Here is a 26,468-nt window from a genome sequence, read left to right as displayed (position 1 = left end):
CAAAATCCGTCGCCACCGCAATCGACCAATTTCCTGATTTTTGTTCGTGTGAGTCGAGACTATAAAGCTGCGCGGGCCATTTCAATCAAGCCGTTGGTCGAGCTATCGTGACCCTGTGGCGCGGGTGTGCCGGTCAGTTCGCCCAGGATGTTGCTCGCCAATACCTTGCCCAGCTCCACGCCCCATTGGTCAAAACTGTTGACGTCCCAGATCACGCCTTGTACGAACACCTTGTGTTCATACAACGCAATCAGCGCACCCAGGTTGGCCGGCGTCAATGCCGTCATCAGGATGGTGTTGCTGGGGCGGTTGCCCGGGAAGGTACGGTGCGGCAGCAGGGCTTCGATTTCGTCGGCCGGCACGCCTTTGGCCTGCATTTCAGCCTTGACTTCATCGGCGCTCTTGCCGCGCATGAATGCTTCCGATTGCGCGAAGCAATTGGCCAGCAACGCGGCTTGATGGCCTGGCAACTGATTGCTGGCGGTCAGCGTCGCGATGAAGTCGACCGGGGTGATGTCGCTGCCCTGGTGCAGCAATTGGAAATATGCATGCTGGCCGTTGGTGCCGACATTGCCCCAGATGATCGGGCAGGAAGCCACGCTCAGCGTGCTGCCGTCGAGGCTGACGCGCTTGCCGTTGCTTTCCATTTCCAGCTGTTGCAGGTAAGACGGGAAATTGCCCAGGTCCTGGTGATAAGGCGCAATCGACAGCGAGCGATAGTCGAAGAAATTGCGGTACCAGACGCCCAGCAAGGCCAGGATCACCGGCATGTTCTGTTCCAGCGGCGCGCTGCGGAAATGCGTATCCATCGCATGGGCGCCGGCCAGGAATTCCGTGAACTGGTCGAAGCCGATTGCCAGCGCCACCGACAAGCCGATCGACGACCACACTGAATAGCGGCCGCCAACCCAATCCCAGAAGGGGAACATATTGGCCGGATCGATGCCGAACGCAGTGACGCCTTCGACATTGGTCGATACCGCCACGAAATGCTTGCGCAGGTCACTTTCCTGGACGTCGTTGCCGGTACGCAGGAACCAGCTGCGCGCCGAATGGGCGTTCATCATGGTTTCGGCGGTAGTGAAGGTTTTCGAGGCGATCACGAACAGCGTGCTTTGCGGGTCAACCTGCGCCAGTACCGCGTCGAGGTCGTCGCCGTCGACGTTGGAGACAAAATGCATGTTCAGGTGGGCATGCTGATAAGGGCGTAGCGCCTGGCATACCATCTTGGGGCCAAGGTCGGAGCCGCCGATGCCGATGTTGACGATATCGGTGATCGGTTTGCCGCTGTGTCCCAGCCATTCTCCAGAGCGGATGGCCGTGGTGAAGACCTGCATTCGCTGCAGTACCGCATGGACGTCGACGCTGACCTGCTGGCCGTCGACTTCCAGCGCCGGCAGGCGCGGCGCGCGCAGGGCGGTGTGCAGCACGGCGCGATGTTCGGTGGTGTTGATCTTTTCGCCGCAAAACATCGCTTCGCGCCGTGCCTCCACCTGGCGCGCGCGTGCCAGGGCGAATAGCTGCGCCATGGTGTCGGCAGTGATATTGTTTTTTGCGTAATCAAGGAACAGGCCTGCGGCCTTGACCGAGAATTGTGCGAAGCGGGAAGGATCGTCGGCAAACAAGCCGCGCAACGATTTATCCTTGATTGCTGCGTGATGGGCATGCAAAGCCTGAAAGGCGGCGGTAGTATTGAGCGGTGGTTGCGACATATCCTGGTCTTTATTGGCGGTCGGGAATTTATACGACTATACAACACTTGAAGGTAATTTCACTACAAATTATTTTGCGATCTTGTTGTGCCGAATCGGCTGGCATCGGACTCGGGCATCGCGCCTGTGAAATATGTCTTTTCCCTCACATATGTTGCTGTCGTGGCTTGTTGTATGCGTAATGTTGTTATTTGGTGACGACGCTGCGCTGTTTCGAAAATTGTCACGGTGATGCCGGGGGAAGTACATAAATTCGCATTAGTGCTTTATTTTTGTAGTAAAATTTCATTTCGTCTACTGTTTCAAGGAAAGCCAATCATGTCAGCACCTGTCTCCATACATGCCAGCGTTGCCAAGGTCACCGAGAGAATCGTTGCCCGCAGCCAGCCATATCGTAGCGCCTACCTGGCGCGCCTGGAGCATGCCCGCCGCCAGGATGTGCAGCGCGGTGCGTTGTCATGTACCAATCTTGCACACGGTTTCGCGGCATTTCCGGTGAATGATAAGTTGAGGCTGAAGCAGGATAAAAGTTCATCGGTAGCCATTGTTTCTTCCTACAACGACATGCTGTCGGCGCACCAGCCGTTCGAACGTTACCCGCAGATCATCAAGGATGCAGTCCACGCCGCCGGCGGCGTCGCCCAGTTTGCTGGCGGTACGCCGGCCATGTGCGACGGTGTGACGCAAGGGCAGCCGGGCATGGAGTTGTCGCTGTTTTCGCGCGATGCGATTGCCATGGCCACCGCGATTGCACTATCGCACAATATGTTCGATGCCGCCGTCTACCTCGGCATCTGCGACAAGATCGTTCCGGGGCTGTTGATCGGCGCCTTGCATTTCGGCCATCTGCCGGCCGTGTTCATCCCCGGCGGCCCGATGACCAGCGGCATGACCAACAAGGAAAAGGTCAAGATCCGCCAGTTGTACGCTGAGGGCAAGATCGGCCGCGCCGAATTGCTGGAAGCGGAAGCCAAGTCCTATCATAGTGCCGGCACTTGCACCTTCTACGGCACCGCCAACAGCAACCAGATGTTGATGGAAGCGATGGGCCTGCATCTGCCTGGCTCCGCGTTCATTACCCCGAACACGCCGCTGCGCGACGCGCTGACCGCCGAAGCGGCGCGCCAGGCCTTGAAAATCACCGACCGCGGCGACAAGTATCTGCCGGTCGGCCATGTGGTCAGCGAAAAGAGCATCGTCAACGCCATCGTCACCTTGCTGGCGACTGGCGGCTCAACCAACCACACGTTGCATCTAGTGGCAATCGCCAAGGCGGCCGGCATCGTCATCGACTGGAATGACTTCGATGCATTGTCGGCAGTGGTGCCGCTGGTCACCCGCATCTATCCGAACGGCGATGCCGACGTCAATCATTTCCACGCTGCCGGCGGCACCGGTTTCGTGATCCGTGAACTGCTGGATGCCGGCCTGATGCACGAAGATGTCAAAACCATCCTCGGCGACAGCCTGCGCGCCCATTGCGCCGAACCGTTCCTGGAAGGCGAGGCGGTGGTGTTCAAGCCGGCTCCAGCAAAAAGCGGCGACGACTCGGTGCTGCGCACTGCCACCGAACCGTTTTCTGCCGATGGCGGCCTGCGCCTGTTGAGCGGCAACCTGGGACGTTCGGTAATCAAGATTTCCGCTGTCAAGCAGCAGCACTGGGTGGTAGAAGCGCCTGCCGTGGTGTTCCATTCGCAGGACGAATTCATGAAGGCATTCCGTGCCGGCGAACTGGATCGCGATTTCATTGCAGTCCTGAGCCATCAAGGTCCGCGCGCCAACGGCATGCCGGAGTTGCATGCGTTGACGCCGGCGTTGGGCATCCTGCAGGATGCCGGCCGCCATGTTGCGCTGGTCACCGATGGCCGCATGTCGGGCGCCTCGGGCAAGGTGCCGGCGGCGATCCACGTCACGCCGGAAGTGCTGGCCGGCGGACCGCTGGGGCTGGTGCGCACTGGCGACATGATTCGCCTGGATGCCGAGAAAGGTATACTGGAAGCATTGGTGCCTGCCGCGGAATGGGCGCAGCGCCAGCCGCTGGCGATTGATCTGTCGGCCAACCAGGTCGGCATGGGCCGCGAACTGTTTGCGATGTTCCGCAATACGGTCAGCGCGGCGGAAGAGGGCGCCACCAGTTTCGCCTTGCCGCCGGCGTTGCCGACGCAGGAGCAAGCCCATCATTCTGAACAACCACAGAAAGCTACGATATGACCTCAACAAATCTTCTTTACGGTAACCAGCTGCTCGACATCATGCGCGCGTCGCCGGTGATTCCGGTGATCGCCATTGACGACATCGAACATGCGGTGCCACTGGCCAAAGCCCTGGTCGCCGGCGGGATTCGCGTTCTTGAGGTGACCTTGCGCACTGTGCATGGCTTGCCGGCGATCCGTGCCATTGCAGAGCAAGTGCCAGGCGCGATTGTCGGCGTCGGCACCTTGACCCAGGCAGATGAGTTCGTCGCCGCCCGTGATGCCGGCGCAGTGTTCGGCGTCTCGCCAGGTTTGACGCCAGCCTTGATCGCTGCTGCCAAGTCGAGCGGTTTGCCATTGTTGCCGGGCGTGATGACGCCTTCCGAAGTGATGGCGGCGCGTGAAGCCGGTTTCCGTCAATTGAAGCTGTTCCCGGCGGTGCCGGCGGGCGGCGTCGGCATGCTGAACGCGATTGCCGGTCCGCTGGGCGATGTCACTTTCTGCCCGACAGGCGGCATTTCGCTGGAAACGGCGCCGGATTTCCTGGCTTGCAAGAACGTCGCCTGTGTCGGCGGTTCCTGGCTGACGCCAAAAGACGTGCTGAAGTCCGGTGACTGGGCTCGCATCACGGCATTGGCTGCTGCCGCCAGCAAGTTGCGCAAGGCACTCTGATCTCTCTTCGCTTCAACATCCTTCTTTGCCAAGGCGCCGGAACGGTTTTTCAGCCATTCCGGCGCCTTTTTCATGTTGCTTCCTCGTCCTCGTTTTCTCCTTTTTTCTTCCGTTCATCCTATTTTCGCCTCGGAATATTCCTATATTCATTAGTAAAATCGCATGTTATTCTGATCTTAAGACATTGCGGTAATAGCTTTCGACAATCCCATTACTGGACGTCATCAAGGAAATTTGTTAGAATGGCCAGCTCTCAACAACTTAGTGCTGCCTCAACGGCACATTTTTGGGTTTCGTAACTCGCGTCAGCGGGTTGTCTCATGCTTCGGCTACGCCGGAGTTTCATCAAACGCCGAGGAATTCCTCGCATTCAGTTGCCGCCCCATGCGGTAGTCGGCTCGTTCAATGCCATCCCCGCGGGAAGGCCGGACGGGATCATAAAAAATTTGACAGTTTGTGTGTCGCGCTGACAGGTCCCGGCTGTGCTGGTTCGTGCTTGGCGGTCATTCAATTTGCATCGGCAAAGCAGTCGGTTGCGTCATCGCAGGCATTCGTGCGCCTGTGATTTGCTTCCTGTGTCTTGCCGCCGATGCTTATGGAACAAGAGGGAGTAAGCATGACGAATCGCTATCGCAACGCCATCGTCGGCGCAGCCATTACCATTCTGGTCGTTGTCGCAATTGGCTGGTCGATTGGCCCGGCGGTCATCCATCGCTATCAGGGCGACCTGATTTATTACACCGAACGCCATTTGTACCTGGTCGGCTGGTCGATGCTACTGGCGCTGCTGTGCGGCATTCCTGCCGGCATCCTGCTAAGCCGGCCGTATTTCACCCGGCATGCCGAAAAGTGGATGCAACTCTTCAACATCGGCAACACCATTCCCTCGATGGCAGTGCTGGCGCTGGCGCTGGCCTTGTTCGGCATCGGCGACAAGCCGGCCATCATCGCTTTGTGGCTGGCGTCGCTGCTGCCGATCGTGCGCAATACCTATGAAGGTTTGAAGCAGGTGTCGCCATCGATGAAAGAGGCGGCCAAAGGCATTGGCTTGAAGCCATTGCAGGTGCTGTTCCGGGTCGAGTTGCCGAACGCCTTGCCGATCATTGTCGGCGGCGTGCGCACTGCATTGGCGATCAATGTCGGCACGGCGCCGCTGGCCGTCCTGATCGGCGGCGAAAGCCTGGGCGGCCTGATCTTCCCCGGCATCTATCTGAACAACCAGGATCTGCTGCTGCTCGGTGCTACTGCCACCGCAGTGCTGGCATTGGCGTTGGACGCGATCGTCTCGTTGGGCAGCAATGCTTACCTGAGCAAACGTGGCCTGCTGCGCTGATATCCATCTTCCTCGAAGGAGAACATGCATGAAAAATTTACGTATCGCCGCGATATTGGCTTTTGCAGTCGGCTTGCTGGGCACGGCGCAGGCCGGAGCGACCAACCTGGTCGTCGGCGGCAAGAACTTCACTGAACAACTGATCCTGTCCTCGATGACCGCGCAATATTTGAGCGCCAAGGGTTACACCGTCGATCTCAAGAATGGACTTGGCACCACCATCATGCGCCAGGCGCAGGAAAGCGGTCAGCTCGATATCGTCTGGGATTACACCGGCACTGCACTGATCGTGTACAACAAGATCGATGAGAAGCTGGACATGGATGAGTCGTACCAACGAGTCAAGGAACTGGACGCTGCGCGCAATCTGATCTGGCTCAATCCGTCGGCGCTGAACAACACCTATGCACTGGCGGTGCCGCAAAAGCGCGCAGACGAAGATGGCTTGAACACGATCGAAGACCTGGCCAACAAGATCAACCAGGCGCACCAGCAGAATCCGCCGCAAAAATACCCGATGGGAGTCGATTTTGAGTTTGCGTCCCGTCCGGATGGCCTGGAGCCGCTGATGGCGTTGTACGGTTTTACGCTTGACCGCAGTGAAATCAAGCAAATGGATTCGGGGCTGGTTTACACCGCCTTGCACAACGATCAATTGAATGTCGGACTGACTTATTCCTCCGATGGCCGGATCCAGGGCTTCAATCTCAAGCTGCTCGAAGACAGCAAGCATTTCTTCCCGTTCTACAGTGCGACGCCGGTGGTGCGTAAAGAAGTCCTCGAAGCGAATCCACAACTTGCGGAGCAGTTGAATGCGCTGTCGGCCAAGATCGATACCGCCAAGATGGCTGAGATGAACAAGAAGGTCGACATCGATCAGCAGCCGATCGCGCAGGTTGCCGCCGATTTCCTGCGGGCCGAAGGCTTGCTGTGAGAGGGGGAGCGGAATGACACTTTATAACTATCTGTTGAGCGCGTGGCCTGAAATCCTGCATCTGACCGTGCAGCATCTGATGTTGGTCGGGATTGCGGTCGGCCTGGCCATTTTGATCGGCGTACCGCTGGGCATCGTCATGGTCCGGCATCGCTGGCTGGCCGGTCCGATGATGGGTTTGGCGACAGTGATCCTGACGCTGCCGTCAATCGCCTTGTTCGGCTTGATGATCCCGCTGTTCTCGCGCTTCGGCCAAGGGCTCGGGCCATTACCGGCGATTACCGCGGTATTCCTGTACTCACTGCTGCCGATCATGCGCAATACCTATCTTGCGCTGGATGGCATCGAGAGCGGGATCAAGGAAGCCGGCATCGGCATCGGCATGACCTTCTGGCAGCGACTGCGCCTGGTCGATCTGCCGCTATCGGTGCCGGTGATATTGGGCGGTGTCCGTACCGCCGTGGTAATGAACATTGGGGTGATGGCCGTAGCGGCAATTATCGGCGCTGGCGGTCTGGGCGTGTTGATCTTGCACGCGATCAGCCAAAGTAACCTGCAAAAACTAGTGGTTGGTGCGGTCTTGATCAGTGTGTTGGCGATTGCCGCCGACGTGCTGCTGCAATGGCTGCAACGACTGCTTACACCGAAAGGAATGCAAAAATCATGATTCAACTCGACCAACTCAGTAAAGTATTCACCCAAAAAGACGGCAGCAAAGTAAAGGCGGTGGATGGCGTCGACCTGACGGTTGCCGAAGGCGAAATCTGCGTGTTCCTCGGGCCTTCCGGTTGCGGCAAGACGACTACCCTGAAAATGATCAACCGCCTGATCGCCCCGACCTCCGGCCGCGTATTGCTCAACGGTGAAGACACCACCGGCATCGACGAAGTTACACTGCGCCGGAAAATCGGCTATGTGATTCAGCAAGTGGGCCTGTTTCCCAACATGACCATCGAAGAAAACATCACCGTGGTGCCGCGCTTGCTCGGTTGGGACAAGAAACGTTGCCATGAGCGCGCTACCGAATTGATGGCGATGGTGGCGCTCGATCCGAAGCGCTTCCTGAGCCGCTATCCGCGCGAGATGTCCGGCGGCCAGCAACAACGTATCGGCGTGATCCGCGCACTGGCGGCAGATCCGCCGGTACTGCTGATGGATGAACCGTTCGGCGCGGTCGATCCGATCAATCGTGAATCGATCCAGAATGAATTCTTCCAGATGCAACGGGCCCTCAACAAGACCGTCATCATGGTCAGCCACGACATCGACGAAGCGATCAAGCTGGGCGACAAGATCGCGATCTTCCGTGCCGGCAAGCTGGTGCAGGTGGATCATCCCGATACCTTGCTGGCGCGTCCAAAGGATGAGTTCGTCGGTTCATTCGTCGGCCAGGATGCGACCTTGAAGCGCTTGTTGCTGGTGCGTGCCGGCGATGCGGCGGCCAATTCGACAACCGTACAGGAAGACGTGAGCCTGGCGGCGGCGTATGGCGTGATGGATGAAAACGACTACCGCTACGTCACGGTCACCGATGCCGATAATCGCGCGTTGGGTTATGTAGCGCGACGCGATGCGCGTGGCGCGCAGGGCACGTGCGTCGAGAAGCTGCGGCCGTTCACTGTCAGCGCGGCGCCGGATGAAAACCTGCGCGTGGTGCTGTCGAAAATGTACAAGCACAGCACCAGCTGGATGCCGGTGATCGACCAGGATGAAAGTTATCTGGGCGAAGTCACGCAGGATTCGATTGCCGATTACCTGAGCTCCGGCCGCACGCGCAGTAGGGTGGGCGCGTAATACTTGCGTTTGACGGGTGATTTGCCGCTGGCGCAGGCTGCGGCAATACGTGAGTAATGCTTCCCGCCTACGAAGCTGCTTCTCTGCAGCCTCGCACCGGCATAAGCACATTGCTCTACAATATACGGTTTTCCAGAAGCAATATTGACCGTATATTTATGATTGAGCACCCAAGGCGGTACCAGAGAGCTGTCGCATGACGGCTGGCGTGATTGCTTTGGTGTTGTGCGCGGCATTGCTGCACGCGTCCTGGAACGCGATGCTGAAAAGCAGTGGCGATCGCTTATGGGCCATCACATTGATGACCATCGGCTCGGCTGTCGCCGCGATCCCGATCGTCATCTGGGCGCCGCTTCCGGCGGCCGCCAGTTGGCCCTATATCCTGATGTCGGTGGTGCTGCATGCCGGCTACAACCTGTTCCTGGTTCGCGCTTATCGCGTTGGCGATTTCGGTCAATCCTATCCGATTGCACGTGGCTCTTCGCCGTTGCTGGTCTCGATGGGAGCGGCCCTGTTCGCTGGCGAACAACTGGGCACATTGACGCTGGCCGGGGTTGCCCTGATTTCTGCCGGCATCATCAGCCTGGCGCAGATCAGTTTTGGCAAAAGCAAGGGTGTGGGCGGCGTGCGTAGCTGGGATGCGCCGCTGTCAGCCTTCACCACTGGCGTATTCATCGCCGGCTATACCATTGTCGACGGCCTCGGCTCGCGCTTGGCCGGTAGTGCGGGGGCGTATTCCGGCTGGATGTTTTTACTCGATGGCGTACCGTTGCTGGTGATTTACTCGTCGTTGCATGGACGCTTGCGGATTTCCTTGCGTGAACGAGCGACGTGGAATGCCTTGGGCGGCGGGGCGATGTCCCTGCTTGCCTATGGAATTGTGATCTGGGCGATTACTTTGGCGCCGATGGGACCGGTATCTGCGTTGCGCGAGACTTCAGTGTTATTTGCTGCATTGATTGCCCGCATGTTCCTGGGCGAGGCGCTGACTGTACGCAGGTTGCTGTCATGTTCGGTGATCGCTGCTGGTGCGGTGATGCTGGGATGGGCTGCGTAGCCGGCTTTATTAAACTAAGCCTGTCGATGAGGGCCGCATGAGTGAAACCGTGTGCGCTGTTCAGAACGGGGCAGCCCAATGAAAAAGGCCGCTGGAAATTTCCAGCGGCCTTTTTGTTTATTGCGTGGCGCTCATGCAGAGCGCCCGGTTTGCTTAGCGGTCGCCAAACGAGCGACGTGCGCCGCTGTCGTTGGAACGGTTGCCCTTGTAGCCACCGCCGCCGCCTTCTTTGCGTGGTGCTGCACCTGGCTTGCTGAAAGTACGGCCGGCCGGCTTTGCGCCGCCGCGGTTGTCGCCTGGTTTCCAGCCACCTGGTTTGTGGTTCGAACGTGGCGCCGAAGCTGTACGCTTTGGTTCGAAGCCTTCAACCACATCGACCGGGATCAATTGCTTGGTGAAGCGTTCGATACGCTTGACGTTGACGCCTTCAGCGTGGTTTACCAGCGAGACAGCAACGCCGTTACGGCCGGCACGACCGGTACGACCGATACGGTGGACGTAGTCTTCCGGGAATTTCGGCAGATCGTAGTTGAATACGTGGGTGATCGCAGGAACGTCGATACCGCGAGCGGCAACGTCGGTAGCAACCAGAACACGGACTTGACCGCGACGCAGGCTGTCCAGGGTACGGTTACGCGCGCCTTGATGCATGTCGCCATGCAAAGCAGCAGCAGCGAAACCGGCGATGTTCAGACGGTCAGCGATGGTGTCGGCGTCACGCTTGGTGGCGGTAAATACAACCGCTTGGTCCATGGTGACGTCGCGCAGCAGGTGATCCAGCAGGCGATTCTTGTGCGACAGGTCGTCGACGAAGTGAACCTTCTGTTGAATGTTTTCGTGCTTGGTGGCCGAACCGGCGATCTGAATGATCATCGGGTTCTTGGTGATGCGCTTTGCCATGTTGCCGACAACGCCATCCAGCGTCGCCGAGAACAGCATGGTTTGACGTGTTTCAGGTGTCGCGTCAACGATCTTTTCGATGTCGTCGATGAAACCCATGTCGAGCATGCGGTCAGCTTCGTCGAGCACCAGGATTTGCAGTTGCGAGAAATCGATCTTGCCCGATTCCATGTGGTCGATCAAACGGCCAGGAGTAGCAACCAGGATTTCAGGATTCTTCGACAGCAATTGCATTTGCTTAGGGTAAGGCATGCCGCCCAGGATCGAGATCGCCTTGATGCGCTTCATTTGCGAACCGTATTTGTCGGTAGCAGTAGTAACTTGCAGGGCCAGCTCGCGGGTAGGAGTCAATACCAGCATCTTCGGTTGTGCAGGCTTGAAGCGTGGACGCTCACCGCGTGCGCGGGAAGCCTGCATTTCTTGGTTAGGCGTCTTGCTGGCGGCAGCAACGGGCTGCTCGGAAGCGAATTTGTGCAGCGCCGGCAGCATGAATGCTGCGGTCTTGCCGGAACCGGTTTGCGAGGAAACCAGCAGGTCGCGGCCTTCGATGGCTGCAGGGATAGCTTGTTCTTGTACGCCTGTCGGTTTTGTGTAGCCTGCGTCAGTCAGTGCTTTGATGATGGACGCGTGGAGGCCTAGTGATTCAAAAGTCATTATTTTCTTTCGTAAAGTGCAGCGTCATATACTGCAAATAGTCGTCATGCGACAAATGCAGTGAACGCAAAAAAGCAACGCCAACCAACGAAATGACTAAGAAACAAATACAAAGAAATTTCGGCACAAAAGCTTTGCGCCGGGACGGTGTCAGGATCGACACACAAGGCGGGAGGGCTTTTACAATGCAATGTCCCAATTTGAGGCCAGGACATGCTTAGGCTTGCGCAGCTACTTATTGTTTTTTACAGCAACCATGGAAATCGATATGATCGGTATCCGCTAATTCGCTGTCTGCGTTCGTTATTGCAACGCAGCACAGAATAATACATCAGTTTTGCATTTGATGCACCAGCTTCATGCAAATAGCTTTGCAGATTGCCGTGTGGGCGTTGTTTGTTGGTGCAGCATTCGAGACTGCCAAGGATTCGGATACAATTAATATTTGCTATTCAACAACAGGAGGGGTGTATGGATAATAACGACGGCGAACAAAAGGCAGCTCTAGGCATCGTTTGGGCCATTGTCGGCGTGGTGGTGATCGCCGTGCTGTTCTTGGCGGGTTATTTCGGCATTACGGCAGGCAAGGGCGCCAAGCAGCCTGCGGCGGCGACGCCAGCGGTGCAGGAAGCGGTTGTTTCCCAGGCTGTCGTGGTGCAATCAATTGCGCCGCCTGCAGTCAAGATTTTCTTTGAAGTTGGCAAATCCGACGTGCCGGCCAGCGCTGCTGCCGATGTGGCGACAGTGGTGGTTTTCCTGAAAGCGCATCCGGCCGCCACAGTCGCAGTTTCCGGTTACCACGATGCCAGCGGCAATGCCGATGTGAACGACGAGGTATCGAAGGAGCGCGCCAAGTCGGTGCGTGCCTTGCTGATTGTTGCCGGCGTAGCGGAAACGCAAGTGACGCTCGACAAGCCGCAGGTTTCGCTAGGTGGTACTGACGCTGACGCGCGCCGGGTCGAGGTAACGGTTCACCAGTAACTGGCAAATACGGCTGGCGACAGCAATAAAAAAGCCCGGACGCAGTGCCGGGCTTTTTTTCGGCCAGAATTTCTGGCCGTATGTGGGTACATGAAAGCCGATTTACTCGGCGATGCCGCCGACAACGTGCGAGAAACCGCCATCGACATAGGTGATTTCACCGGTAATGCCACTCGACAGGTCCGACAGCAGGAAAGCCGCGGCATTGCCGACATCTTCCACTGTCACGTTACGGCGCAGCGGCGCATGTTCGGCGACGAAGCCGAGGATCTTGCCAAAACCCTTGATTCCGCTGGCGGCCAGGGTCTTGATCGGACCGGCCGAAATGCCGTTGACGCGCACGCCCTTGGGGCCGAGCGAGCCAGCCAGGTAGCGCACGCTGGCTTCCAGCGATGCCTTGGCCAAGCCCATTGTGTTGTAGTTCGGCACCACGCGTTCCGAGCCGAGGTAAGTCAGGGTCAGTAACGCCGAATTTTGGCGCAGCAGCGGCAACGCAGCCTTGGCCATTGCCGGGAAGCTGTAGGCGGAGATGTCATGGGCGATCTTGAAACCTTCGCGCGACAAGCCATCCAGGAAATCGCCGGCAATCGCTTCGCTCGGTGCGAAGCCGATCGCGTGCACCAGGCCGTCCAGGTGATCCCAGGACTTGCCGAGGTCGGCGAAAAGCGCATTGATTTGTTCGTCGCTGCCGACGTCGCAATCGAAAATCAGTTCGCTATCGAACTCTTTTGCAAAATTGGTAATGCGTTCCTTGAAGCGCTCACCGACATACGTAAAGGCCAGCTCCGCGCCTTCGCGCTTGCAAGCCTGGGCGATGCCGTAGGCGATCGAGCGGTTGGACAGCAAGCCGGTGATCAGAATTTTTTTGCCTTGCAGGAATGCCATATTGACTCCAGATGTGCGCGCCGTATGTGTTGCAGGCGGCGAGGGTTGCTGGTGCGATGTTTTTGCACCGGATGTTCTGCTTGAAGTTCTTATTGAACAGGGCAAGATTGTAGGGGTTCGCCGCGGCGAGGGCAACTAGGCTGATTTTATGCCAACCATGTCTTTTTGATATTGCGGTGATTTTGCTGCTGTTTGATGGCGCCGGCAGAGCGGCGCCATCAAACTATATATTCATCACGCCAGATTTTTGCAGCAAGGCCCCAAAGACCTTAGTTGTGCGAGCCTCTGGATGAGGCCAGGACCACTGGGCGGCTACTTTTCTTGGCTGCCACCTTGGTTTTGTTGCCAGTGTTGCGGCTGGCCGTTGCGGTGGCTTTGTGGTAACGGACGTTATGGCCGGATTTGGCGCCGGAGCTGGATGCCACCATGCGATTAGGTACCTGCAGTTGCAGGCTCTGGCCGTGGCTGATGCCGTCGTGGCGCAAGCCGTTCCATGCCTTGACCTGCGACACGCTGACCCGGTAGCGCGCAGCAATCGACGCCAGCGTGTCGCGCTTGCCGACCTTGACGTAGATGCGGCGGGTTTCAGGTGCGTCCGGGGTGACCGCCATGGTTGCGTTGTCGGCCACTTCTGCAGTGATATCGCTATTGGCTTCTTCGGTTTTCGGCACCAGGATGGTGGAGCCGGCCTTGAGCAGCATTTTTGGCGGGATGTGGTTGACTTCACGGATGACAGCCGGTGTTGTGCCGAACCTGGCGGCAATCGTTTCGATCCGTTCACGCGCGCCGCTGACGGTGTGCGAGGTCCAGGACGACAGCGTCTGCGTCCATTTGGTCAGGTTGTTCTTGAATTTTTCCGCGTTGCTTTCCGGCAGCAGGATCTTGGTGTCGGCGCTGCCGATGATGACCGGACGGTTGAATTGCGGGTTCAGGGCCTTGAATTCGTCGAGCGACAATTCGGCCAGTTGGGCGGCAACCTTGACGTCGATATCGCGGGTCTTGCCGATCGTGACGAAGTACGGCTGGTTGTCCACTTTCGGCAACGCAATGTTGTACATGTCCGGCGCGGCGATGATGTTTTTGACCGCCTGCAACTTCGGCACGTAATTACGGGTTTCTGCCGGCATCAGCGGCGCCAGGCTGTTGAAGTCGATCGGCAGGCCGGCGGCCTGGTTCTTGTTGATGGCGCGCTGTACCGAACCTTCGCCCCAGTTGTAGGCTGCCAGCGCCAGCTGCCAGTCGCCAAACATGCCATACAGTTTTTGCAAGTAAGTCAACGCAGCATCGGTTGAGGCCAGGACATCGCGGCGCTCATCCTTGAACATGTTTTGCTTGAGGTTGAAGTCGCGCCCGGTCGATGGTACGAACTGCCACATGCCGGCGGCCTTGGCGCTGGACAGGGCTTGCGGATTGAACGCAGATTCGATGAATGGCAGCAACGCCAGTTCGGTCGGCATGCCGCGTTTTTCCAACTCTTGCACTACGTGAAACAAATAGCGCGAAGCACGCACCGTGGTGCGTTCGAAATACTCCGGGCGGGCGCTATAAAATTCGGTCTGGCTGACCACCTGCGCGTTGTCCAGGTCCGGGATGCCGAAGCCCTTGCGGATGCGCGCCCAGATATCGACCTGCTCCATGCCGATCATGCCGGCACTGGGGTCGTTCGGGTCAATCAAGCTGAAAGTGGGGGTGTACATCGTAATGTCGTTGGCCTGGGCCAAGAGCGGGGTGCCGAAAAAAGCGAGCGCGGCAATGGCTAATGTCTTGAGTTTTAGCTGATACATGGGTTCGATTTGCGTGACCGGATTGTCATAAACCGGTAATAAAGGAATAGACGCAGTGTACGTAACGCAGTTTTCCCGCGTCAAGCGGAAATTGCACTATTACAAGGGGTAAGTGTTTGATTTATTGGATATTACTTTCAATAAATCGATATGCGCAGGCTATCTGACGACCATTTACAATCAGCCGTCATTGCCAGTTGTTGACCCTCGGCATCACTTGAAGTTGTTTTTCCATTCCCGCAGCGCAGCGAATGCGGCGACCGGATCGGCTTGTTGCAGGCGGCCAGCTGCATGCAGGGAGGCAACAATAGCCGGTTCACGGTAACGCAGGAACGGATTGGTGGCATTTTCCAGGCCGATGGTGGAAGGCACCGTCGGTTGCTGGCGATCACGCTTGGCCTGTTCGGTGGCGATGCGCTCGACCAGGGCCGGATTGCCGGGTTCAACCGCCAGTGCAAAGCGCAGGTTCGACATGGTGTATTCGTGGGCGCAGTAGACCAGGGTGTCATCCGGCAACTGGCTCAGTTTCGCCAGCGAATTGACCATCTGTTGCGGCGTTCCTTCGAACAGGCGGCCGCAACCGCCGGCAAACAGCGTATCGCCGCAAAACAGCCAGTGCTGCTCCGGCGCGACATACGCGATATGGCCGCTGGTGTGCCCGGGGACTTCGAGTACGGAGAGTGTCAGCCCAAGTTGCGGAATGCTGGCGCGGTCGCCTTCGCGCAGAGGCCTGTCGACGCCGGCGATGGCTTCGCCGGCAGGGCCGAATACCGGCACCTTGAAGTGCTGCAGTAAAGTTTGTACGCCGCCTGCATGGTCAGCATGGTGATGTGTCAGTAAAATAGCGACAAGTATCAGGCCATGGGCATCGAGCGCAGCCAGGATCGGCTGGGCATCGCCGGGATCGACTACCGCTGCGTGGACGCCGTCATGGATCAGCCAGAGATAGTTGTCGTTAAATGCCGGCACCGCCAATACGTTCAGCGATGTATTGAATGATTGACCCAGTGATTTATCTATTAAGGCAGGCATGGAATATCCGTCATCGCAAAAGTCCATTATAGCGCTCGGCCCTTGGCTGCAGACGCCCACCGGCAGTTATATGCTGGAGTGGGAGCAGGCGCGCCTGGACGCGATGACCGCCGATATATTCGGCTTTCATGCAATGCAGATCGGCGTGCCGCAGATAAAGGCGCTGCAGGCAAATCGCATGCGCCACAAATGGCTGACCGACAGCCGCGTGCCGGACGCCGGCGACGCGCAAACCAGCGTGGTGGTAACTCATGATTTTGCAGAACTGCCGTTTGCCTCGCAGAGCCTGGATCTGGTGGTATTGCCGCACGTGCTTGAATTCGCGGCGGAGCCTCACCAGATATTGCGCGAAGTCGAACGCGTGCTGATTCCGGAAGGCCAGGTCATCATTTGCGGCTTCAACCCGGCCAGCCTGTGGGGTATCCGGCAAACGGCGGGGCGCATGTCCGGTGTGCATTTCCTGCCGCAGAATGCCGAGTTCATCAGTTTGCTGCGTTTGAAGGATTGGTTGAAGTTGCTCAACATGGAAGTCAATCGCGGCCACTTCGGCTGTTATGCTCCGCCTTTTACCAGCAGCAAATGGTTGCACCGCTTTGCCTTCATGGAAAAAGCCGGCAACCGCTGGTGGCCGTATTTCGGTGCCGTGTATATGGTGCAGGCAATCAAGCGCGTCAAAGGCATGCATCTGGTCGGCCCGGCATTCAGCAAGCAGGTCATCAAGGCCGGGCGCGGTGTGCCAGCCACCAACAAGATTCACAAGGCGGACCATAAGGAAGTGGAGCCGTAATCGGCAACGTAGCCGGGAACAGCGCGGCTTTCCTGGGACTTATAATTTAGCCTGCCGGCCGGCAAATCGTGCCAGGTCGGTCATATCAATTCAGTAGCGAAAGCGAGTCTTACAAGCATGAGTAAAGTGGAAATATTTGCCGATGGCGCATGCAAGGGCAATCCCGGCACTGGCGGCTGGGGTGCGTTATTGGTCGCCGATGGTAAGGAAAAAGAAATGTTCGGCGGCGAACGCAATACGACCAACAACCGGATGGAGTTGAAAGCGGTGATCGAGGCGCTGACCGCGTTGACCCGGCCATGTGAAGTCACTGTGTTCACCGACAGCCAGTACGTGCAAAAGGGTATCAGCGAATGGATACACGGCTGGAAGGCGCGCGGCTGGAAAACCGCAGCGCGTGAACCGGTAAAGAATGTCGACCTGTGGCAAGCGCTCGATGCCGCCCAGGCGCAGCACAAGATTGAATGGCGTTGGGTCAAGGGTCACGCCGGCCACGTCGGCAACGAACGCGCCGACCAGCTCGCCAACCGGGGTGTGACAACCGTTTTGTAAAGCTGCTTGCCGCTTGATTGCGGCCACTTCGATTTGCTGTAGTTCGATTTTTCAATTCGCATGAAAACCGATCCGCGGAGTGAATCTTTCGGCCTTGGCCAAGGTTGATAGGGACTCGCGCCGCAATCCTACCGGGGAAAGTATTTCACTATCCCCTCAAGAAGCAGCCGAACGTCGTAGAACAACGTACCTATTTCAACAGTGATGATGAACAGTGCTGCCTGAAAGGCAGCCGGGTGTCGAGCCAACAGCATGTCGAAGCGATTTCCATATAGCTTGATCACGCCCGCCCGGGTGCTGAGAACGGCGCATGCGATCCCCAATATGCAGCCGCTCATGGGATTTTTGGATTGGGTGGCAGCCTTATTTGCTACAATTTGGAGTGAAAATACATAGGGGGTAAGACGAATGAGGTTGCAAAATACAGTGGATCGGATGGTGGTTCTGGATACCGAAACCACAGGTCTTAACCCGCGCACCGGCGACCGCATCATCGAAATAGGTTGTGTCGAGCTGATAAATCGACGCTTGACCGGCAATAATTTTCATCGCTACATCAATCCTGAGCGCGATTCAGAAGAGGGCGCGCTGGCAGTCCACGGCTTGACCACAGCATTCCTCAGCGACAAGCCGAAGTTCGCCGAAATATTCGAAGAGCTACGCGAATACATCCGTGGCGCCCAAGTCATCATCCACAACGCGCCATTCGATTTGGGCTTCCTCGACGCCGAATACAAGCTGTTGGGACACGGACCGTTCAGCGGCGACATCACCGGCGTCATCGACACCCTGGTCCAGGCTAAGGAAATGTACCCCGGCAAGCGCAACTCCCTTGATGCACTATGCGACCGCTACGGCATCTCCAACGCCCACCGTACCCTGCACGGCGCGCTGCTTGACTCGGAATTGCTGGCCGAAGTGTATCTCGCCATGACCCGCGGCCAGAACAGCTTCAGCATTGATCATGGCAGTAGTCATAACGATGCCGACAGCGAAGGCGTCACTCTGGAGTTGCCGCCGCTGGCCGAGATCACGGTTCGCGTAGCCAGCGCCGAAGAACTTGCCGAACATGAGCTCGTATTGAACGGCCTGGACAAGGACGCAAAGGGCAGCTGCATATGGCGCCAGGTCCCGGTCGAGGCGACCGAAAATCCTGCGTAAAACTGATCTTGTAAAAAATTTCGACAAGATACTAGCCATAATTAGAAAATGCCCTTATAATTTCGCTTCTTTAGGCGCGTAGCTCAGCTGGTTAGAGCACTACCTTGACATGGTAGGGGTCGTTGGTTCGAGTCCAATCGTGCCTACCAATTTTCTGGTTTGTTTTCAAAGACTTATCAAGAGAGTTGGTTTTCTGGGGAAGTTCGGGGGAAGAAATTGTACTTCCACCCATGGCCGCCGCTAACAAGCGGCGCTCATTTCCACCATCTGCACCCGGTATCCATCGGGCGTATTTTTCCAAAAGCATCTTAACACTGTGTCCAGCTTGGTTTGCAATATAAGCTGGGTTCACGCCGTGCATCAAGGCCACCGTGCAGTACGTGTGTCGCGTCGCGTATGAGCGGCGTGTGCGTATCCCCAATCGCTTCAACGCGGGCTTCCAGTAGTGGTCGCGCTGGCTGCGTTCGTCATGCCACGCCCGCCTGGTGACCGGATTCTCGAACACATCCATTTCTTCGCCCGTCGGCGATTTTTTCATGAATGTATATGGCTTCATCGCCGTCAATGCGTCCAACGCTCTTGGCATCAAATCGACATCGCGCTCGGCGTGCGTTTTCGATCCATCACGCTCGCTTCCCTTGAAAGTACGAACGCGCTGAATTCGAACAACCGCTGTAGTGAAGTCAATATCGGACCAGCGGAGCGCGATAATTTCCTCCGGTCGCATGCCGGTGAAGAAAGCAAAGCAGTAGTAGGCCCAGATGCGGACATCGTACCGTTCGTGCAGCTCTGTCAAAATCCGGTCTCTTTCGGCAGCCGTAAGAGGGTCGGGCAGCTTCTTCACCACTTTCAGGTTCTTGATTCCAGCCATCGGATTGTCAGCCGCACGCCGGCCGCTGTATTCGAAATCGAATATCCCCCGGAGCGGAATCAAATAATTGTTGTGCGCTTTAGCTGATGGCCATGGGTGCCGGCCGATCGTTGATGACAGCACCTGGTAGGTGAGGGCCGACATCAGCGTATTTTCACCGAGCAATGACTTCCATAGGCGTAGCGCCGTTTTGTACTGATCGAGTGTAGCCCCTTCTAATTGTCCCTTTGAATCGAGCCACAATTGGGCAAGCGCGCCGAACGAATTCGGCGCGTCCCCCTTGGCACGCTCCGAGTCTGGGAAAAACTCTGAGTAATTGAAGGTGCCGAGGTCGAGTCGGCGCCGGATCTCCGCAGAGACTTGATTCGCGTACTTCAGATTTGCGGGAGTCGGCGGAAGCGGCTCACCGCCGGTCCGTAATGTCTCCCTGCACGGTTCACCGTTGAACACAAAGTTCAAACGGATACTGTTCGTGCGTTTCTCGACCCCACTGCCTTTCCTACCCATCTGTCATACCCTTCCATGTCGATATAAATGTGTCCGTCAATGCCGCGTGTCCATTCACGCCCCTCAAGCCATACGCCGCTTTCTACTTTGCGACGAATGGCCTTTTCCGACAGTCCAGTTTTCGCAGATGCCAACGCGATTGTAACGTAGCGGGCTGTTGTGACTGCCGGCGGAGCCGCGTCGCCTGGTGGTCTGACCAATTCGGCGAGAGCCTGGGCAAGTTTGATAATTGCTGGTTCGGTCATCATGTTCATTGGCAGGTTCTCCGAAAATCCACCACCCACACCCAAGGGTTTGCATCCCAGCTGCCGGCGCCGTTGATTGATTCCCAAAGAGAACGATAGCTTTCTAACGCGGAATAAGCCGGATCGCCTTCGACGCTATGCCCGTAATGTCGCCATTCATCGCCGAGCCATCCCTCTGTGCCGGTTCCATTCGGGCCTTTGTCTAATGGCCCAATCCAGTTAGGCTCAATGCCTTCAGCGATGCAGTCTGCCTCACTGATTTCCTGCAGCCGCTCGACGCGCACGTCGATGATTTCCAGTTGTATGCGGCTGGCATCGCGTGGCATATGTATCGATGGAGTCCATTTTCCGGCCATGCCAACCACGTCGCCGAGGCGGTCACCGTGCTGATAGGTTGCGCGATAGTCCGTTGCAATCCATCCGGCAGTTTGTCCCATTACCTTACGAAACGTTTCACGTACCCAAAGCCGGTCACCGGGTTGGCCATATGGACATGAACGATGGATGACATGCTGCGCTTCGCGGACTAATTCGCTAGCCGCCATGTCGCAGCCGGCGTCCGGATGCTTGCGATTTTTGTAGATTCTGCGCGTTTGCGTCTTGCTTCCATCCAGCAGGGCGAGCACCATGGCGCCGGTAAATAGGATTGGGCGTTCTTTCATGGACGCACCTCGGCAATCTGAGCCGGCGTAGTGATACCTCTGGCGTTATCTATGGCTTCCGGGAAGGTTTCATGTTTGCCGGCGTGCCAGGACTCTGTGAAATTGAAGCACCAACATCCTTCGCCATCACGATAAAACCAATTCTTCTCGATAAAGTTGAGCCGATCAGAATTTCGCTTCAATACTTCGACTTCGTCAGCAGCTGGAGCAGGTGCTGCTGACGTTTCCGGTTCCTCCCACGGCACAAGCGATACCGGAATTCCGGCATCGGCTCTTTGTACTGAAGCGAGTAGGGCGCGGCCGGCATCCGGATTCATAAACGATGCACGAATGGCCGTAACGCAGTCACGCTGGATAACGTTGAACAGGCTCCCGCCGTTCAACTCCGTGACCACGCCAGCAATGTGCCACAGGTCATCATCACTCAGTTCAGGACCTCTGGCGAACGCGAAACGACGCAGTGCGATCAGGAACGCCACTCGCATTTCAATTTCCGGATTTGCTGGCGATGGTGCCAGCGCACGATCACGATAGATTCGTAGCTCCTTCGCTGCTTCTTTTGGGTCGCAGCCGTTCTCCAGCCACGAAATGACTGGCATCAGGTCGGGCTGCGTTGCTTTCGTGGCGCGCAATCTGAGTACCTCATCGCGCAGAGCGTCATAGTCGGTTGCGCCAGCTAGATGCAAAGCTTCTGCCCTTGGATATGGCAAGCGCAGAAGAGTGGCGTGCAGTTTTGCTTTGTCAGACAGGAGTGCTGTGATAATTTCGTCGTCGGATTTATACGGTGCGGCCATCGCGGCGTCCTTGGCGGCCTTGAGCAACGCCGTCCGATACTGACCCATGCTCTGAAACGAGGCAGCATAAGCGTCATTTGCAATCAGTTGCAAAATTCCGTGAAAATTGGTGTCACTCATAAAAATGGTTCCAGTGATTCGTTGAAGAGAAGGGCGGCCAACGCCGCCAGGGCTAATAACACAATAAGCGCGTCCGCGGCGCTGCGTGCTGTCTTGCGGATCGATTCAGCACTTTTGGTGGCGATGGGCATTGTTAAGAAGCTGCCTTTCTCGTGCTCAGCCATTCGGCGAATGATCCTGAGAACCAGTCGGCGTCCAGGAACGCTCGGTAGTTTTTCTGAGCCCTAGTCATTCTTGGTAGTGCGCGCATGGCGCCGTATTCGACACCGTCAGTCGGATGGCAATTGCTGATCTGATGAGGTCTGTCGCCATCGAAAACCACGCCGATATAGTGACCGGCATCAGCGGCTATGACACCAGGTTTGCCATGAACGACGACAGCACGGCCTAACTCCGCTGGCACGCCGTAGTGGTCGCGCACATACTCGCAAGCCATTACGCACCACCTTTCTCAGATTCGAACTCAGGTGCCGGAGCAGCGTGATCTTCTTGCAATGCCAGGGCATACTGGCCTGGCGACCAAGAGAGCGGCTTTTTGCAGTTTCGGATGACTTCGTTCAGCATGTCGAAGGCGTCCGAAATCTCCGCCGGAAGTTCGCCATCTTCCGGGAGGTCGTCGCAGAAGTGATCGTTGCCATCGATTTCCCTGGCAAAGGTTGGTTCGCATATGATCAGGCGCAGTTCGGCCAACGTCATTCCATTGTCAATGGCGTGATCGTTCGCCTCCGACAAATCACAGAAGTATTCGTCGGCAGCATCCGAATACAGCATCGCTTCGCCATCCCATGGGCGCCGTTCCATCGCGGCATATTTCGCGGTCGATCGCATATCCGCGCACTTCCTGCAGAAGCTGTTCTGGTTGACGATGTCACCGCAAGCGCAGACTTTGTGAGTGCTGCCACAGTAGCGAGCCATATGCTCGTCGTTACCCCAGAATTGTCCCGTGCGGGAGACCCAGCCAGTAACCGTTTGAATGCTGGCCGCTTCAGGGGAGGAGTAAAGAACCATCAGTTCGGGTTTGCTCATATCGATACCTCAGAAGTAGTTTGCTCATCGCCGAGTTGCGCCTCGGCTTTTAGAATGTCGATGATTCGTTTGTTACGGTCGCCAACAGTGGACAGCAGCGCCAACAGCAGCAGGTCGTGCGGCCCCCGCGTCTTGCGGTTGAATCCTAGAACCGCTCCGGTTTTCCAAGCGCGGGTCGGGCTGTCCATGCGCGACAAGCGGACTTTGTAGTTGCCGGTAAGCTGGTCGCCTGTGCCGTCGTTTGCAATCTCGACTGTTCCCATGTGTCGGGCGCGCGATTCGTCGCCGCGCGGGATCATCTGAATGGTTACGCGGATCATGATGCGTTCGCGTCGAAGTAAGCCTGTGCATTTGTTGCGTGCGGCTCGTCATCCTCTGGAATTAGACCTGGGCCGATAAGCCCGTTTTCAATCCACTCCATCGCACTGTCAGCACCGTCACCGTGCTTCCACTCGATCCAGGCCGCCTGGTTAGCGACTGTCAGGTTGTTGATAACTTTGCCTGCGGTTTCTAGCGCACTGATTTGCCCTTCTCGCAAGGATTTGAGCGCAGCATGGCTTTCGTGCCGACAGAACAGCATCATTGCGAAATTTGCGACATCTACGGGATCACCCTTGGCCACGGCGCCAAGCAGAAGTTCGGCCAATCGTTCTCCGGAGGTTTGGCTGATGTCATGCCAGCCGCCGAAGCCTTGTTGTCGCTTGATGGCCAGCTTGTCTTTCATGGCCTTGGTGAACAGGTCGACCGCATGGTCGTCGAAAATGGCGGCGTCGTCGTCCTGCAGGTCAGCGATGCCGATTTCCGGCACGCGGCGCGCCCAGACCCAGACCGGGCCGTCTTCGGTGTCGTGGATCGAAATAGTGAACCAGCCTTCACCGGCCGGCGGCGTTGGCTCCCAACGGCTGATGTCAGGGTTGCCGTGCTCAAAATAGCTGTCGTAGACCGGATGGGTGTCATCCTCGCCGTCGAGCTTTTTGAACTTGGTTGCCAGCCCCTGGCTCTTCAGCCAGGCTTTGTACTGTTCGTCCTCGCCTTCATCGAAATTAGGGACGCCGATGTGGAACCAGAATCCGTCAGAATCGCGCACGACGGGAAGGGGCTGAATAAGCGGTGCTGGGTTTGTTGTCATGATAGGATCTATTTTTTCGTTCGGGAGACAAGATGGAAGAAGAGAAAATTGTGTACCGTGATAAAACGATTGCGGTCACCCTCATTGAGCTTGTCGGTGGGAAGTGGTTGTCGGCAGTGAGCATCGACGGCAAACATGTCGCAACCAAAAAACTGCCGTTTGCAGTTAAGGACGATGCGCGCACCCATGCCGTAGATGCGGCAATGGCTGTCATAGACCGAATTCAGTAACGTCATGCCACTCTCGCAATCTCGCGCTCATGGGCGAAGTTCAGCCGCGCGAGTGCATTCGCTTGATATGGTGAGACACTATTGCCGCACATGCGGACTTGAGCGGTGGCTGTAAGGGGGATGCGTGGCAAGGTCAGTGGATCGGCGACTTGCTTTCCGTCTTTGAATAACAGCTTCGGGTCCGGAATTTCGTGGATGATGTAACCCCTCGGGAATCCCTGGGCGCGAAACAGTTCAGGGGCTTTCAGCATGCGGAGCATGATGTCTACCAGCACCCATCCGCCGACAATAACCATATCCGCCAAGTCCGGGAAATATTCTGGCAAATACTCATGCAGCAACTTCGCGCAAGCACGCGCGCCTTCGCGGTGTTCCGGCGACAAACAGTCGACGGGCACCTGAATGGTTTTCACGAGGCCCATGCGCGCCTTGGTCGGGAGCGTGTGCATCGGCTCGTCAAGTGCTTGCCACTGCCCACCGCTACTGTAGTACTTCACGCAATAGGCGGTAACGAGTTGTTGGTTGCTGCCGGCTGCGGTGATAGTTGATATTGGAACGTCCATCGCGCGACCGTGGCCATCATAGAATCCTCCGTTGGCCTGTTCCATGAATGCTGTAACGACTGCCTGCTTCACACCACCGGCCACAACAGTGCTCAGTGGGGCCGTGATTTCCTGTACGCGGGCATCTTGCCCTTTACGCTCGCCGTATCCGATCGTGATCAGACTTGCACTTACGAGTGCATGATGCGTGCCGCCGGCGGAAACCGTTGTTAGCGGATCGCCAATGTTGCGGCCAATCAAGTGCGACTCTGTAGTGCCACGCAGCGGTGTGAGCATTGGAGCGACTACCGAGAAGTGTCCGCCCTTCACCTGCGCGCAAATCGTTCGTAGCGGCTCGTTGGCGGGCATATTGCGTTGACTGCTCGCATTGGCGTGCTCGCCGACAAATGGGACCAGAACCGGCTCGGCCAAGGCGCGATGATTCTCTGTGGTCAGCGTCCCAAATGGCTTATCCAACTGTGCGGGCTTGCCGGAATAGGTTGGGCCACCGGCGCCGACGATGAATGGCTTTGCACTGGTCAGGACGTGGCGCCATATTCCCTTTGCAACCCGCCGCTGGGTGTTGACTGCTAGCGGCTTCTTGCGTCCGAAGATGCTACGCGATGGCAGAGTAAAGTCGATGCACTCCGCAGCGGTACGCCATGGTAGCAATTTACCCTCGCGCACGCCTGGGCCGTCCGGATCGCCATGCGTGTGGCCGGAGAAGTAAATAGGGCGGTTATCGCGCCGCGCCACGAGAAAGAGGCGCTTGCGAATTGTCGGCGCGCCGTCGTCGCAGGCGCGCAGTTCTTTGTAATCGACCGCATATCCCAGTCCGCGCAGCTGGCGTACGAAGCTATCAAACGTTTTTCCCTTTTTTGCAGGGTCTGGATATGCCTTGCCGTCGGCGCCGACGATCAGCGGCCCCCAGGTCGTGAATTCGCCCACATTCTCCAGCATCAACACGCGAGGCTTGGTCAGCGCTGCCCAACGCATTCCTACCCAGGCCAGGCCACGGATATTTTTCGCAACGGGCGTGCCGCCCTTGGCCTTGGAAAAGTGCTTGCAGTCTGGTGACAGCCAAACCAACCCGACAGGGCAATTGTTCGTCACCTTGATCGGGTCGACATCCCAGACGCTTTCACATAGGTGCTGCGTGCGCGGATGGTTAATCGCATGCATTGCCAGCGCTTCCGGGTCATGGTTGATCGCAATATCGACATGGCGGCCAAAAGCTTGCTCTAAACCGGTGCTGGTCCCGCCACCGCCGGCGAAGTTGTCGATGATCAGTTCATTGCCGAGGTCGAGCGGCAGGCTCATCAGGTCGCGCTTCATGCGGCCACCTGTGAAGGCTCAATCATTTCGACAGCAGCGGCCAGCACATCCAACTGCTGGAAGCCACTCGTAGAATGCTTGGCGATGATCGTGGCGGCTGCGAGTGCGTCTATTTTCTTTCCGTCCATGATCTGTTGGATCAATACGGAATATTTCGACATGTGCGCGACCCAGTTCGCACCGTGCAATTGTTGGGACGCGTTGCGGGCTTCGTAAAGCTTGGCCATGATTTCGATGGTTTGCTGCAGCGGTTTAGACATGCTGGTCGGATTCCGAGTTGCGGCGCGTTTGCGCGGGTTGTGTGATAACTGGTTGGTGCTAGGAGCGACTTACTACGCGAGGCCGGCAAGTGCTTTCAGTTCCAGCGTGGTTTTGCCGGTGAACTCATGCAACTTCACGAGCAGCGTCGATCCGAGCGGCTGTACCTCGTTGCGAGCCTTGCTGATCACCGGCGGCGCGACCTGGATGGCGCGGGCGAGGGCGGCGTCGTTCTTCAAGTTCTGTTGCTCCAGCACTACGTCGAGCATGTGGGCTACTGAGTGCGATGTAATTTTGGCGTTCATGGCGGTCCTTTTGA

The 26,468-nt window shown here is 57.1% G+C and carries 27 protein-coding genes, 1 tRNA gene and 1 pseudogene; 13 read left to right on the top strand and 16 right to left on the bottom strand.

Features of this window, described 5'->3' with window-relative positions; all coding sequences use genetic code 11:
- Positions 1-59: 59 nt before the first annotated feature.
- Complete coding sequence (pgi, locus tag ACIPF8_RS19300) at positions 60-1,712, bottom strand: glucose-6-phosphate isomerase (RefSeq protein WP_400424058.1); 1,653 nt, start codon at positions 1,710-1,712, stop codon at positions 60-62.
- 318 nt (positions 1,713-2,030) lie between these two features.
- Here pgi and edd point away from each other — a divergent pair, with 318 nt between their 5' ends.
- The 7 genes from edd to ACIPF8_RS19265 all read left to right on the top strand — a co-directional run bounded on the left by edd (position 2,031) and on the right by ACIPF8_RS19265 (position 9,694).
- A complete protein-coding gene (gene edd, locus ACIPF8_RS19295; RefSeq protein ID WP_400424056.1) occupies positions 2,031-3,923 on the top strand; it encodes a phosphogluconate dehydratase in 1,893 nt (630 codons plus the stop codon).
- Positions 3,920-4,576 carry a bifunctional 4-hydroxy-2-oxoglutarate aldolase/2-dehydro-3-deoxy-phosphogluconate aldolase gene (locus tag ACIPF8_RS19290; protein ID WP_400424054.1) on the top strand — a complete coding sequence of 219 codons (657 nt, stop codon included), beginning with the start codon at positions 3,920-3,922 and terminating at the stop codon, positions 4,574-4,576. Before edd ends, ACIPF8_RS19290 begins: the two co-directional genes overlap by 4 nt.
- Before the next feature lie 616 nt (positions 4,577-5,192).
- Positions 5,193-5,909, top strand: a complete 717-nt coding sequence (locus tag ACIPF8_RS19285) for an ABC transporter permease (RefSeq protein ID WP_400424053.1) — start codon at positions 5,193-5,195, stop codon at positions 5,907-5,909.
- Between the two features lie 28 nt (positions 5,910-5,937).
- Positions 5,938-6,843 carry a glycine betaine ABC transporter substrate-binding protein gene (locus tag ACIPF8_RS19280; RefSeq protein ID WP_400424051.1) on the top strand — a complete coding sequence of 302 codons (906 nt, stop codon included), beginning with the start codon at positions 5,938-5,940 and terminating at the stop codon, positions 6,841-6,843.
- 13 nt (positions 6,844-6,856) lie between these two features.
- The gene (locus tag ACIPF8_RS19275) at positions 6,857-7,510 is read left to right on the top strand and encodes an ABC transporter permease (protein WP_400424049.1); all 654 of its coding nucleotides are present in this window, start codon (positions 6,857-6,859) and stop codon (positions 7,508-7,510) included.
- A complete protein-coding gene (locus tag ACIPF8_RS19270) occupies positions 7,507-8,637 on the top strand; it encodes a betaine/proline/choline family ABC transporter ATP-binding protein (RefSeq protein WP_400424047.1) in 1,131 nt (376 codons plus the stop codon). Before ACIPF8_RS19275 ends, ACIPF8_RS19270 begins: the two co-directional genes overlap by 4 nt.
- A gap of 196 nt (positions 8,638-8,833) precedes the next feature.
- Positions 8,834-9,694, top strand: coding sequence for an EamA family transporter (locus ACIPF8_RS19265; RefSeq protein WP_400424045.1), 861 nt, complete (start codon positions 8,834-8,836; stop codon positions 9,692-9,694).
- Positions 9,695-9,847: 153 nt separating this feature from the next.
- Here ACIPF8_RS19265 and ACIPF8_RS19260 read toward each other — a convergent pair whose 3' ends face one another.
- Entirely contained in the window at positions 9,848-11,248 is a 1,401-nt protein-coding gene (locus tag ACIPF8_RS19260; protein WP_400424044.1) for a DEAD/DEAH box helicase, read from the bottom strand.
- Positions 11,249-11,719: 471 nt separating this feature from the next.
- On the opposite strand from ACIPF8_RS19260, the gene ACIPF8_RS19255 reads away from it, so the two are divergent.
- Positions 11,720-12,229, top strand: a complete 510-nt coding sequence (locus tag ACIPF8_RS19255) for an OmpA family protein (RefSeq protein WP_400424042.1) — start codon at positions 11,720-11,722, stop codon at positions 12,227-12,229.
- Positions 12,230-12,331: 102 nt separating this feature from the next.
- Here ACIPF8_RS19255 and fabI read toward each other — a convergent pair whose 3' ends face one another.
- The 3 genes from fabI to gloB form a co-directional block, all read right to left on the bottom strand.
- Positions 12,332-13,114, bottom strand: coding sequence for an enoyl-ACP reductase FabI (gene fabI, locus ACIPF8_RS19250; protein ID WP_400424040.1), 783 nt, complete (start codon positions 13,112-13,114; stop codon positions 12,332-12,334).
- A 269-nt stretch (positions 13,115-13,383) separates the two neighbouring features.
- Positions 13,384-14,898: a transglycosylase SLT domain-containing protein gene (locus ACIPF8_RS19245; RefSeq protein ID WP_400424038.1), complete on the bottom strand. Its 1,515-nt coding sequence runs from the start codon at positions 14,896-14,898 to the stop codon at positions 13,384-13,386.
- A 213-nt stretch (positions 14,899-15,111) separates the two neighbouring features.
- Complete coding sequence (gene gloB / locus ACIPF8_RS19240; RefSeq protein WP_400424036.1) at positions 15,112-15,930, bottom strand: hydroxyacylglutathione hydrolase; 819 nt, start codon at positions 15,928-15,930, stop codon at positions 15,112-15,114.
- Between gloB and ACIPF8_RS19235 the strand changes: the two genes are divergently transcribed.
- The 4 genes from ACIPF8_RS19235 to ACIPF8_RS19220 all read left to right on the top strand — a co-directional run bounded on the left by ACIPF8_RS19235 (position 15,929) and on the right by ACIPF8_RS19220 (position 18,579).
- Entirely contained in the window at positions 15,929-16,717 is a 789-nt protein-coding gene (locus ACIPF8_RS19235) for a class I SAM-dependent methyltransferase (protein ID WP_400424034.1), read from the top strand. The genes gloB and ACIPF8_RS19235 overlap by 2 nt on opposite strands.
- 117 nt (positions 16,718-16,834) lie before the next feature.
- Positions 16,835-17,269: a ribonuclease HI gene (rnhA, locus tag ACIPF8_RS19230; protein WP_061533885.1), complete on the top strand. Its 435-nt coding sequence runs from the start codon at positions 16,835-16,837 to the stop codon at positions 17,267-17,269.
- A 408-nt stretch (positions 17,270-17,677) separates the two neighbouring features.
- Complete coding sequence (gene dnaQ / locus ACIPF8_RS19225; RefSeq protein ID WP_400424032.1) at positions 17,678-18,430, top strand: DNA polymerase III subunit epsilon; 753 nt, start codon at positions 17,678-17,680, stop codon at positions 18,428-18,430.
- A 72-nt stretch (positions 18,431-18,502) separates the two neighbouring features.
- Positions 18,503-18,579 (top strand) — tRNA-Val (locus ACIPF8_RS19220).
- Positions 18,580-18,776: 197 nt separating this feature from the next.
- Here ACIPF8_RS19220 and ACIPF8_RS19215 read toward each other — a convergent pair.
- The 8 genes and pseudogenes from ACIPF8_RS19215 to ACIPF8_RS19180 form a co-directional block, all read right to left on the bottom strand.
- Positions 18,777-19,808: pseudogene (locus tag ACIPF8_RS19215) on the bottom strand (Arm DNA-binding domain-containing protein); the annotation flags it as partial.
- Positions 19,757-20,062 (bottom strand): hypothetical protein, encoded by a 306-nt coding sequence (locus tag ACIPF8_RS19210; RefSeq protein WP_400424031.1) that lies wholly within the window; start codon positions 20,060-20,062, stop codon positions 19,757-19,759. The gene ACIPF8_RS19210 and the pseudogene ACIPF8_RS19215, both read right to left, overlap by 52 nt.
- The gene (locus ACIPF8_RS19205; RefSeq protein ID WP_400424029.1) at positions 20,059-20,715 is read right to left on the bottom strand and encodes a hypothetical protein; all 657 of its coding nucleotides are present in this window, start codon (positions 20,713-20,715) and stop codon (positions 20,059-20,061) included. The genes ACIPF8_RS19210 and ACIPF8_RS19205 overlap by 4 nt, the downstream gene beginning before the upstream one ends.
- Positions 20,712-21,629 carry a hypothetical protein gene (locus tag ACIPF8_RS19200; protein WP_400424027.1) on the bottom strand — a complete coding sequence of 306 codons (918 nt, stop codon included), beginning with the start codon at positions 21,627-21,629 and terminating at the stop codon, positions 20,712-20,714. The genes ACIPF8_RS19205 and ACIPF8_RS19200 overlap by 4 nt, the downstream gene beginning before the upstream one ends.
- A complete protein-coding gene (locus tag ACIPF8_RS19195) occupies positions 21,626-21,793 on the bottom strand; it encodes a hypothetical protein (protein WP_400424025.1) in 168 nt (55 codons plus the stop codon). Before ACIPF8_RS19195 ends, ACIPF8_RS19200 begins: the two co-directional genes overlap by 4 nt.
- Before the next feature lie 271 nt (positions 21,794-22,064).
- Positions 22,065-22,655, bottom strand: a complete 591-nt coding sequence (locus ACIPF8_RS19190; RefSeq protein ID WP_400424024.1) for a hypothetical protein — start codon at positions 22,653-22,655, stop codon at positions 22,065-22,067.
- Positions 22,652-22,975, bottom strand: coding sequence for a hypothetical protein (locus ACIPF8_RS19185; protein ID WP_400424022.1), 324 nt, complete (start codon positions 22,973-22,975; stop codon positions 22,652-22,654). Before ACIPF8_RS19185 ends, ACIPF8_RS19190 begins: the two co-directional genes overlap by 4 nt.
- Complete coding sequence (locus ACIPF8_RS19180) at positions 22,972-23,784, bottom strand: hypothetical protein (RefSeq protein ID WP_400424021.1); 813 nt, start codon at positions 23,782-23,784, stop codon at positions 22,972-22,974. Before ACIPF8_RS19180 ends, ACIPF8_RS19185 begins: the two co-directional genes overlap by 4 nt.
- A gap of 32 nt (positions 23,785-23,816) precedes the next feature.
- Between ACIPF8_RS19180 and ACIPF8_RS19175 the strand changes: the two genes are divergently transcribed.
- Entirely contained in the window at positions 23,817-24,014 is a 198-nt protein-coding gene (locus ACIPF8_RS19175) for a hypothetical protein (protein WP_400424019.1), read from the top strand.
- 2 nt (positions 24,015-24,016) lie between these two features.
- Here the strand turns inward: ACIPF8_RS19175 and ACIPF8_RS19170 are convergent, their stop codons facing one another.
- The 3 genes from ACIPF8_RS19170 to ACIPF8_RS19160 all read right to left on the bottom strand — a co-directional run bounded on the left by ACIPF8_RS19170 (position 24,017) and on the right by ACIPF8_RS19160 (position 26,454).
- A complete protein-coding gene (locus ACIPF8_RS19170; RefSeq protein WP_400424017.1) occupies positions 24,017-25,891 on the bottom strand; it encodes a DNA cytosine methyltransferase in 1,875 nt (624 codons plus the stop codon).
- A complete protein-coding gene (locus ACIPF8_RS19165; protein ID WP_400424015.1) occupies positions 25,888-26,151 on the bottom strand; it encodes a hypothetical protein in 264 nt (87 codons plus the stop codon). Before ACIPF8_RS19165 ends, ACIPF8_RS19170 begins: the two co-directional genes overlap by 4 nt.
- 72 nt (positions 26,152-26,223) lie before the next feature.
- Entirely contained in the window at positions 26,224-26,454 is a 231-nt protein-coding gene (locus ACIPF8_RS19160) for a hypothetical protein (protein WP_400424013.1), read from the bottom strand.
- Positions 26,455-26,468 lie beyond the last annotated feature (14 nt).

This window comes from Collimonas sp. NPDC087041, assembly GCF_044745265.1.
In the GTDB taxonomy this organism is placed as follows: Bacteria; Pseudomonadota; Gammaproteobacteria; order Burkholderiales; family Burkholderiaceae_D; genus Collimonas.
Note: the sequence above shows the minus strand (reverse complement) of the source record. Positions and strands in the feature narration are given on the sequence as shown.